General features: G+C 42.0%; 10 protein-coding genes and 1 pseudogene. 4 read left to right on the top strand and 7 right to left on the bottom strand.

What is annotated here, in order from left to right:
* Nucleotides 1-227 (top strand): annotated as a pseudogene (locus WA1_RS59635) (MarR family transcriptional regulator); the annotation flags it as partial.
* Nucleotides 228-246: 19 nt separating this feature from the next.
* On the opposite strand, the gene WA1_RS11085 reads toward WA1_RS59635, so the two are convergent.
* Entirely contained in the window at nt 247-432 is a 186-nt protein-coding gene (locus WA1_RS11085; RefSeq protein WP_017748410.1) for a hypothetical protein, read from the bottom strand.
* A 512-nt stretch (nt 433-944) separates the two neighbouring features.
* Here WA1_RS11085 and WA1_RS11080 point away from each other — a divergent pair.
* Nucleotides 945-1,727, top strand: coding sequence for an ABC transporter permease (locus WA1_RS11080; RefSeq protein WP_026135207.1), 783 nt, complete (start codon nt 945-947; stop codon nt 1,725-1,727).
* Between the two features lie 87 nt (nt 1,728-1,814).
* Here WA1_RS11080 and rpsU read toward each other — a convergent pair whose 3' ends face one another.
* The 5 genes from rpsU to WA1_RS11055 form a co-directional block, all read right to left on the bottom strand.
* Entirely contained in the window at nt 1,815-2,012 is a 198-nt protein-coding gene (rpsU, locus tag WA1_RS11075) for a 30S ribosomal protein S21 (protein ID WP_017748412.1), read from the bottom strand.
* A gap of 176 nt (nt 2,013-2,188) precedes the next feature.
* Complete coding sequence (locus tag WA1_RS11070) at nt 2,189-2,521, bottom strand: RNA recognition motif domain-containing protein (RefSeq protein WP_017748413.1); 333 nt, start codon at nt 2,519-2,521, stop codon at nt 2,189-2,191.
* A gap of 301 nt (nt 2,522-2,822) precedes the next feature.
* Complete coding sequence (locus WA1_RS11065; RefSeq protein ID WP_051077126.1) at nt 2,823-4,046, bottom strand: fasciclin domain-containing protein; 1,224 nt, start codon at nt 4,044-4,046, stop codon at nt 2,823-2,825.
* 183 nt (nt 4,047-4,229) lie between these two features.
* Nucleotides 4,230-6,449 (bottom strand): PAS domain-containing sensor histidine kinase, encoded by a 2,220-nt coding sequence (locus WA1_RS11060; RefSeq protein ID WP_017748415.1) that lies wholly within the window; start codon nt 6,447-6,449, stop codon nt 4,230-4,232.
* Between the two features lie 81 nt (nt 6,450-6,530).
* Nucleotides 6,531-6,722, bottom strand: coding sequence for a hypothetical protein (locus tag WA1_RS11055; RefSeq protein ID WP_017748416.1), 192 nt, complete (start codon nt 6,720-6,722; stop codon nt 6,531-6,533).
* 144 nt (nt 6,723-6,866) lie between these two features.
* Between WA1_RS11055 and WA1_RS59630 the strand changes: the two genes are divergently transcribed.
* Nucleotides 6,867-7,097, top strand: a complete 231-nt coding sequence (locus WA1_RS59630; protein WP_017748417.1) for a hypothetical protein — start codon at nt 6,867-6,869, stop codon at nt 7,095-7,097.
* A 287-nt stretch (nt 7,098-7,384) separates the two neighbouring features.
* Complete coding sequence (locus WA1_RS59625; protein WP_026135208.1) at nt 7,385-7,831, top strand: IS200/IS605 family accessory protein TnpB-related protein; 447 nt, start codon at nt 7,385-7,387, stop codon at nt 7,829-7,831.
* 209 nt (nt 7,832-8,040) lie between these two features.
* Here WA1_RS59625 and WA1_RS59620 read toward each other — a convergent pair.
* A partial coding sequence (locus WA1_RS59620; protein WP_272819118.1) for a sensor histidine kinase occupies nt 8,041-8,657 on the bottom strand: 617 nt, incomplete at its 5' end.

Raw genomic sequence — 8,657 nt, 5'->3', positions numbered from 1 at the left:
GTAACGACCACCCTCAAGAACGACGGCGTATTGTGCTCAAGCTAACTGAAGCAGGAAACCATCACCTTCAACAAGCTCGCGAACAAACTCGCACTCATATTGCCGATCTCCTCAAACATCTTTCCGAAGACCAGATTCTGCAAATAGAAGAAGGACTGATTTTGTTAAAGCAAGTCTTTGAGGAAACTTTGAAGGAACGAGAAACCGACGTAACATCAGATAGCTAAATCTTGGAGTAAAACGGGGTTAATCACCATCTATTGCTCTAATCAAAGTTTCCAGATATTCACTCACGCTCAAGTCAGCATCAATTGCTAAAGCTTGGAGTTTTTTCCAAGTTGCTGGCGTAAACATTATAGAGTGTTGCTCTTTTACTTGTTCATGTAGTACTGGTATATTTCTTGTTCTTTTTTTGCCTTTACCTGTTGACATAATCTAGAAAACAATTGTATACTAAACCTATGCTAGCAAGTCAAAGCAGCAGAGTAAAGTATGGCGCTAAAACGGAAAAAGGGTTATTCAAGTGAATCCAAAACAGCTAGGTTTACCTTGCTTAGAAATGGCATAGACTTGGATGAAACAAAACTTTATCTCGTAGATTTGTACAGCCAGCACTCGCAGTAGAGAAGGTTGGCACCCGTCGGAAAAGCCAAACCCGTAAGGGTGGGGTGTAATAAGGTTGCAAGCAAGGTCGGCGGCTAACCGTACCCCAATCTTATTACAGGTGCTGTGTAAGTACCTCGCTGTCTCTCCTACCGTCCTACGCCTACCCGGTTTGCACGTGCGTGCATTGATTCTAGGTAGAACGCCCATAGAGGAGAGGGGGAACAAGAAGTAATCGTTGACTCCGTTTGACTACGCTTTTTGATTACACGATTCAGATTTACCTCATATTCTGGGATAATTGATATTTACCTGTTTCTGAAACCCGTCTTTAGCCCGTGATCGATAGATACCTAAGAGTACTAACATTATTTTGGAGTGCTGCCATAGCAGCTGAACTAGAGTACCGCATTAACTTCCTCCTAGCAGCTCTGAGTAGCTTAGGTAACATGGTGGGTAGTCTCTTCGGACTGTTCCTATTTTATGGAAGTGGCTACCGCTTCGCTGGTTGGTCTTGGGAAGCAGCTTTGCTTGTCTTGGGAATTTTTACTTTACTCCAAGGCTTTTCGGCAACCTTTCTCGCCCCAAATCTGAACCGAATTGTCCGCCACGTACAAGAAGGGACGCTCGATTTTGTACTGCTCAAGCCCATTCGCAGTCAATTCTGGCTTTCCACTCATACCATATCGCCGTGGGGATTGCCAGATATTATTTTTGGCATCATCATCATTGGTTATGCCGGACAACAACTCGGTCTGGAAATAGACAACTATCTCCTCAGTGCAATTCCCCTATTCTTTGGTTTTGTGATTCTTTACAGCCTGTGGTTTATGCTGGGAGCAACGAGTATTTGGTTTGTCAAAATTTATAATGTGACTGAGGTCTTGCGGGGTTTGCTGGAAGCTGGTAGATATCCGATGGCAGCCTATCCTGCAGCTTTCCGCTTTTTCTTTACCTTTGTTGTTCCAGTCGCTTTTTTAACAACTATACCAGCAGAAGCCATGCTCGGACGAAGCCAATTATCTGGGATGATTGGAGCAGGCGTCTTGGCACTAGTGCTGTTTTTTATTTCCACACGGTTCTGGCGGTTTGCGCTGCGGTTTTATACTAGTGCTTCAAGTTAAGATTAAAACAGTAGTGCGATAAGCGCTCTTTCAGCTTGCGCTTCGCGATAAGCGCTCTTTCGGCTTGCGCCAAGGGCGATCCCACTACTACCCTTGACGAAAACCCCTTTTATATCTCTGCTGTTTGTGTCTGGCAATTGTTTTCCGCTTGTGCTTCTGCAAAGGTGTTTCAAAATGACGATGTTTCTTTACATCTGAAAAAATTCCCGCCTTGGAAACTTCCCGCTTAAATCGACGTAAGGCTGACTCAATCCCTTCATTCTCGCCCAGAATTATTTGGGTCATTCTGTCCTCTCCTAACTAAATTCTAAATTGACCAATCGCTGGTCACTGGTCACTGGTCACTGACTAAACCAAGCAAAAAAGGGCAGACAAAAATACTGCCCAAAATACTCAAAAGTTACATAACTTATTTGAAACCGATTGAGATTGGAAGCTGAACTCCAGATGCCTCTCAAAGCTTAGTAGCGTCGAGAGTATCCACCACCACCACCACCACTATTGTTTCCGCGTCTACCGCCGCCACCACCAAAGGAAGAACCTCCTCTGTCTTCACGTGGCTTTGCCTTGTTAACTTTTAGGTTACGACCCATCCACTCAGCACCATCAAGACCTTCAATTGCTGCAGTTTCTTCTGCATCTGTCCCCATTTCCACAAAAGCGAAGCCTCGTACACGACCTGTTTCCCTGTCTGTAGGCAACTGAACGCTCTTTACAGTTCCATACTCAGCAAAAACTTGTTTGAGATCGTCTTGTGCGATCTCATAGGATAAATTACCAACATAAATTGACATAAAACATCTCCAGAATCAGATTGAGCGTAGAGAGTTAGATTCGGAGAGACACTTGTAAATAGATAGAAACAAATTGTATAACCGAATGTAATTCCGAGAATTTAGTATATCACACAACTAGCAAAAATGTTGTCAACGTGGAAGAAAGATTGGGAGGTGGGGAGTGGGCATTGAGTATTAGCGATCACCTCTGCTCCCTCACTCAGACACTCCCTCACTCAGACACTCCCCACTCCCCCAAAATTGAAAAGTTTTGTAAAGCAACCTCCAGTATCCAGAATCGTTCAACGACATTGTGGGGTTATTTTTGGCTCAAGTTAATATTAGGTGGAATCAACACTTGATTAATAACATGAATAATGCCATTGCTAGCTTGAATGTTAGACTGAATAATTTTGGCTTTATTCACTGTTGTTTGATGAGTGAGAGAATTTATTTGAATATTGACGGGTTTGCCTGCAAAAGTTTTTAGCTTTCCTACAGAAAGTTCACTCATTTCGCGTTTCCGAGGAATCACGTGATATGTCAAAATTCTAATGAGTGTTTCTCTATTTTCTGGTTGCTGCAACCACTCTAAAGTGCCTTCGGGCAAATTAGCAAACGCCTCATCAGTTGGAGCAAAAATAGTCAGCGAATTATTTGGGTGTTGCAAAATCACTGCTAAACCTGCTGTCTTCAACAAAGAAGTTAGGATGGAAAATGAATTGTTAGATGCGGTAACCGTTACAACATCATGAGGCGTTGTCAGATTATTTTGGCTAGCATCAGCTGCATGACCAACTACATAATTGGCAGTCGTGATATTGCCAGGAAGCGGTTCTACTCGTTCTTGCCAAACCAACGCTTGGTATAAAAGCGCTGCTGCGGAGGCACGAGTGAGAGGTTCAAGTGGATCGAGTTGCTTGACGTTGGGATAGTTAACAACTAAGTTGGCTTGTGTTGCTGCTGCTACAGCATCAGCAGCATAGTTAGGAATTATTGGAGCGTCAGTATAATACCCATTCAGAATATTAGATGTAGGAGCAGTTGCTGTCAAACCCAAACCATTTGCCAAAGCAGCAATTGCTTCAAACTTACCAACTTGTTGTTTGGGAAGAAACAAGTTTGCTGGGTAACCGGGCATAAATCCTGTTTCGTATGCTTCCTTAATTGCTGAGGCGGCCCAGTAGTTGGGAGGAACATCCTTAAAGCCACCAGCGTTTAACTGCCGAACCCGCTTTTGCTCAAAAGCTTTTTGAAGCATAACCGCAAACTCTGCGCGTTTTACAGGTTGATTGGGTCTAAAAGTACCATCAGCAAAGCCATCTATAATATTTCTTTCGACTATGGCTTGAATAAATGGACGCGCCCAATAATCAGCTTTAATATCAGAAAAAGTCGTTTTTGATGTTGAAGTCAGAAGCGTTGGGACAGCATTTTGCGCTGAAGCTGGGATCGACATCATGACAGGAGATGCTGTAGCGACTGCCATTCCAAAAGCTAATAATATACGGCTTACTGATGAGCTGCGAAATAAACTACACATATAAAGAACCTCAAAAAAGAAGTAGGGCAATCCTCAAATGCTCAATGCCCAGTGCTCAACGCCCAATGCCCATTTTCATTCGCCCTAGTGTACGCAGTTCATAACGGCTACTTAAGATAAAGACAATGAGGAAATTGAGATATAATGGTTCTTCTATGACACCAACCAGTAAACAGGATATTTTTAAAATCTTAGGGCTTTCTCGTTTGGATGGTAAAAGAGTGGTAAAGTAAACCAGAAGGTTGCTCCTGCGCCCTGGGTACTTTTCACACCAATTTCCCCGCCGTGTGCTGTAATAATTTGCCGACACATATACAATCCCAAACCCAAACTTACAGAATTGCGAGCATTCCCACCTCGAAAGTAAAGGTCAAATAACCTCTCGCACTGTTGCTTTGTCATCCCCACACCATTATCAGAAACAGTGCAATAAATACGATCGCTCTCAAATGTAGCATTGAGGGTGATGTCTAATCCTGGAGGATTGTGTTTAATAGCATTGACAATCAAGTTAGTATAAACCCGCCATAGCTGTGTTGGATCGCCATTGATTGGTGGTAAATTTGCGGTCACAAGATTTTTTATACTATCTTGATTTTCTTGCAGTATCGCTTCTAAATCTGCAATAGCTGCTTCCACCACAGCAGATAGTTGTACGGGTTGGCGTTGCAATAAAATACCCTGCACTTCGCTAGCATGCGCCTCCATTAAGGAGTTAATTAAACTCAATTGGCGATCGCTACTCTGTACCATTCGTTCTAAAATAGAGCGCGGTACTGGAATTAGGGAATGGGGCATTGGGGATAGAGCATCGGTTTTATTCTCAATGCCCGATGCTTGATGCCCCATTTCCCCCTTATTCAACAAATTCCTTAACACCATCAAAGTTCCCAACACCGGATTGCGTAGATCGTGAGAAACTGCATGGAAAAAGACCCTGAGTGCTTCCTCAGTACGCGTGCGTTGGCTAATATCCAAAATAACCCCCACCAAACCGCCAAGCGTTCCATCAGCTTTGGAAAATGTTGCTTTGTAAAATATCACATCATGTTGGACACCATCTTTGTAGACAAGATGGCTTTCATAGGTTTGAACTCCTTGTTGTTCAAACAATGCTATATCTGCTTGATGATACTTATCTGCTATATCTTTTGATGTAAAATCATATACAGTTTTTCCAAGAATTTCTTCTTTGCTGAAACCCAAAGCTTCTTCAAAAGCCTTGTTACAGCCCATATATATGCTTTGATTGTTCTTATAATAAACAGGCGTTGGTATTGTATTCATCAATACTTGCAAAAAATCAAGCTGTTCCTGCAGCGCTTCTTCAGCTTGTTTGCGCTTGGTTATATCCTCAATTAAACCCTCATAATAAAGAATATTTCCAGCTTCATCCCGAACGGCATATGCCTTCTCAGAAATCCAGACAACACTGCCGTCTCTGCGATATATCTGGGATTCAAACTGAGAGATATTACCCTCCTCCACCTGATGCATAAACTCAGCACGACGGTTGGGATCGACGTACAGTTGGTGTTCTATATCGGTAAAATTTTCTGTTACTTCCTCAGGGAGCAAATATCCATAAATCTTGGCAAGTGCGGGATTGGCTGTAATATAACGTCCATCTGGTGTACTTTGAAAAATCCCTTCAACTGCGTTTTCAAAAATACTGCGGTACTTAGCCTCCGCAGTCCTGAGTTTTTGGTATGCTTCCTCCAATGCCCTCTTAGCAGAAAACTCCGAACGCTGTAGGCGATCGTATAAGTAAACACCAAGGTCACAAATAAAACAAAACCAAAATAAGGCTAACATCATTGTGACGTTGTATATCGGCTTTTGATTTTCCGGTGGCGGTAGCTTCAATCCCAGTGCTGTATTTAAACCAAAATAGTAAATCACTACACCCAATTGAGCAGTCAAGTGCAGAGTCCACCGAACTGGCATGAGTGTGGCTTGGCTCAAAAACACCAAAAACCAAGCAAGAAAACCGGGTATAGCAAATCCGTTAAATGTTGCCCAAATCTGTTCTACCAAAGTGATTGACCAAGATAAACCCAAGAACACGACTTCCGGATAACGACGTCCAAACCAGGTTTTATGTATGGTTAAACAGGTCAGCAAGCCTACCATCATGGCACCAAACAGGACAAAAATCAGAGGTTTCAATTCTTCGGGAACCTCAGTTAACTCTTTCAATGGGAATAAGACGTCGTAAATATTCAGGCACATAAAGCTTAAGACCAAGATTATGGCAATCCACAGTCCTAAATGCAATCTTTGCCACAAAAAATGATTGCGCCAAGCTTTATATTCAGCAGTTATTGGGCTACCTGTGAGGACTTCAGTCGCAAAAAAAACCTTTCTCAAACTCTTTTGTACTGTTTTTAATATGGTCGCCATTAGCTTTGACCAAATCTTTACTAAGGGGTTAGGTCTTGGGGATTGGAGGGGTAGAAGCTGTTAGCTAATTACTACCCATTGCTACTCAATTTGTCCCGATTCTATTTCTGCTATCAATTGATCTACGTAATCTCTCAACCGTTCTTGCCAATTATCCACTTTTTTTAACTTCTCTATTTGTCCTACTCTTCCTCTAAACGCTATTACCTTGGAATCTACTGGCTGCGCGTAGATCGGTTTAGCTCCCAATTTATTTTTTTTCTGGAAAGTCATTGACCTTCACCCTCGCTGTTTGTTAACATACATTTAGCACCTATTCGAGAGGTCGAGTCAATCCATGCCACAATTTTACCAAATTGTAGCGAACATTGACCGAGCGCGTTGATTAACTTACCAGACGAGAGGTCGAGTCAATCCATGCCACAATTTTACCAAACTTACGTTACTCAAATTTCTAATAACTATGCATTGGAACTTCGCGCAATTGATATGTTGTCACAGTTTTCACCTGTAGCTGCAGAAATGTCAAAAATGGCATTGGTTGGGTTGCAGAGTGACATGAAGAAAGAAAAGCTTAATTCTCAAATACAGCAGACATTTGGTGTAAATAAACGCCACGCAAATAGTGTTATCAACTTTATTTCCTAGAAGAATCATTTGGGGAATATGTTGAATTACCACTTTACAAATTTAATCAATATGGGTCAGATAAGATATGTACAGATTGGGCATTAAATAGTGCTCTCACATATGTTTTTAGTAAAAATAATAAAGGGAAATGGGTAGTAGCTATTACCTGTTTAGTAGATTTTGTAATCACTAGTAATCATAGATATCTAGGATGTATAGGCTTAGATATTAATCCTGGTTCCGTTGGGTGGTGTGCTACCAATAATCATGGTAATCCAATCGGTTGGGGCAAAGTTAATTTAGACTTGCATTCTTGTTCGACAGAACAAACAGAAGCACGGCTAGCTGATGCCGTTACGGAGATAACTGCTAGAGCATTAGCATCTAAAAAGCCAATTGTAATCGAGAAATTAGATTTCTCAGAAAAGAAAAAACTATTTTTAACTGGTCGCAAATACAACCGGATGTTATCTGGTTTTGCTTATGCCAAGTTTTTTGAGTTATTGAAAGCTCGATGTTTAAAATTAGGAATTAAAGTTATTGAGGTTAGTGCTAAATATTCCAGCCAGATCGGCGTTGTTAAGTATATGCGTGGATACGGAATGGGTAGCGATAGCGCTGCTGCTTTAGTTTTAGCACGTCGTGGCATGGCAATTTATTATGAAAAAATGCCAGCGAGATACGCCTTGCAGATTTCGGTTCATTCCGAAACTCGCGCCTCACGTCTTTGCACACTGGCAGAGATTCAATAAGCATTACAAGAGCGCTGGTTCTCGTAATGCTTGGTTCGGTTCACCTAATCTAACAGGTTCTACTGGTGACAGCTTGGCGAACACCGGAAATCTTGGATTTTCAAAGCTTCGGCACAAGCAAGAGAGTCCAATCCTCTCCATCAGTTCGTGAAGGTGTGAATCCTTCAAGGTAGGAGGAATTGACCGCTATTCCTCTGGTTTGTCCAGCATTATCCATTCGTGGGTAACTTTGGATAGACTTTATCGAGCGGCAATGTAAACCAGAAAATTAAGCCTCGCTTGCGGTTTCTGCTCACACCAACTTCACCCCCATGTGCTTTGATAATTTGCCGACACAGAAACATTTTCAAGCCAATACCTGTGGAGCATCGGGCTTGGGGATCGCGCACGTACAAATCAAACAGGCGATCGCATTCTATTTTACTCATGCTGATACCATCATCTTGAATCGTAAATCGAATGACATTGTCCTGAACTACAGCTTTCAGAGTAAATTTTAGTCCTGGTGGATTGTGCTGGCAACTATATGTAAACCAATGGTTTACAACTTTCTGCAATTTAATTGGATCGGCAATAACTAATGGTAAACCTTTTGGAACCGAGTTTTTTACAGTTGCTTGGTTTTGTGAGAGCATTGGTTCCAAGTTTTTGCTAATTCTCTGAATTAACATACTAAATGATACTCTCTCTTGATGGAGGACAATTCCGTGCGCTGAGCTAGAATGCAACTCAAGTAACGATTCTATCATCTGTAGTTGGCGATCGTTTCCTTGTAGCATTCTCTCTAAGATGGAACGGGGGACGGGAATAGAGGAGAGGGGGAGGG

Source organism: Scytonema hofmannii PCC 7110, assembly GCF_000346485.2.
Lineage (GTDB): Bacteria > Cyanobacteriota > Cyanobacteriia > Cyanobacteriales > Nostocaceae > Scytonema > Scytonema hofmannii.
This window is presented reverse-complemented; position numbering and strand designations above follow the sequence as displayed.

What these genes read in the sequence shown, in the direction of transcription:
- WA1_RS59630 (WP_017748417.1), top strand. Translation starts at nt 6,867, where the DNA reads ATGCCACAATTTTACCAAACTTACGTTACTCAAATTTCTAATAACTAT.
- WA1_RS11055 (WP_017748416.1), bottom strand. Translation starts at nt 6,722, where the DNA reads ATGACTTTCCAGAAAAAAAATAAATTGGGAGCTAAACCGATCTACGCG.
- WA1_RS11085 (WP_017748410.1), bottom strand. Translation starts at nt 432, where the DNA reads ATGTCAACAGGTAAAGGCAAAAAAAGAACAAGAAATATACCAGTACTA.
- WA1_RS11070 (WP_017748413.1), bottom strand. Translation starts at nt 2,521, where the DNA reads ATGTCAATTTATGTTGGTAATTTATCCTATGAGATCGCACAAGACGAT.
- rpsU (WP_017748412.1), bottom strand. Translation starts at nt 2,012, where the DNA reads ATGACCCAAATAATTCTGGGCGAGAATGAAGGGATTGAGTCAGCCTTA.
- WA1_RS11060 (WP_017748415.1), bottom strand. Translation starts at nt 6,449, where the DNA reads ATGGCGACCATATTAAAAACAGTACAAAAGAGTTTGAGAAAGGTTTTT.
- WA1_RS11065 (WP_051077126.1), bottom strand. Translation starts at nt 4,046, where the DNA reads ATGTGTAGTTTATTTCGCAGCTCATCAGTAAGCCGTATATTATTAGCT.